Below are 649 nucleotides of genomic sequence, written 5' to 3'. Positions count from 1 at the left end.
AACAAAATCCTAGCATTGTTCGCTTTCTTTATCTAAACATTCTTTTTATTTTATGACTAACACGATTCCCAGAACCAATCTAGTTTGTCTTTATAACACAAAAGAATGAATGTTTATTTAACTAAATTTTTAGTCTTCTTTTTTCTTTCCCAAAGCAAGTCCGAGACCACCTAGAATACCAAGAAGGCCTAGAGATGCAAGAGTCGCATTTGATTCAGTACCAGTATTTGGCAATACATTTTGAGAATCATTTGACTTAGCTCCATTATCATTAGTAGTCTTAGTATCTACCTGATCCGCATTCGGAGTAACTGCATTTGGAGTTGTTGGTGTAGGTGTATCTTGACCAGAGCCTCCATTCGTATCAGGTTTGACTGGCGTATCAGGTGTCACTGGTGCAACTGGAATTGTATCTGTTGGTGTTGCTGGTGTGACCTTACCTGGTGTTGTTACATCCACCGGTTGTGATGGTTTCTTATTCGGTTCGGTTACTGTTCCTGTACCTGGGACATCTTTCTTAGGAAGCTTGTCATTTGGTACTTCACCTGAACCATTGTCGCCAATTGTTACCGTGATTGGTGTTCCATTTTCACCTGGAATCACTACCTTGCTGCCTGATGGGTATGTTGAACCATCTGGTTTCTTAGGC

Annotated in this window: 1 protein-coding gene; it reads right to left on the bottom strand. The window is 40.4% G+C overall.

Going from position 1 to position 649, the window contains the following annotated elements:
• Positions 1-129 precede the first annotated feature (129 nt).
• Positions 130-649 (bottom strand): LPXTG cell wall anchor domain-containing protein (locus ADF68_RS11075; RefSeq protein ID WP_049548524.1); only part of this gene is annotated, 520 nt, incomplete at its 5' end.

It is taken from the genome of Streptococcus pseudopneumoniae, assembly GCF_001068775.1.
Lineage (GTDB): Bacteria > Bacillota > Bacilli > Lactobacillales > Streptococcaceae > Streptococcus > Streptococcus pseudopneumoniae_N.
Note: the sequence above shows the minus strand (reverse complement) of the source record. Positions and strands in the feature narration are given on the sequence as shown.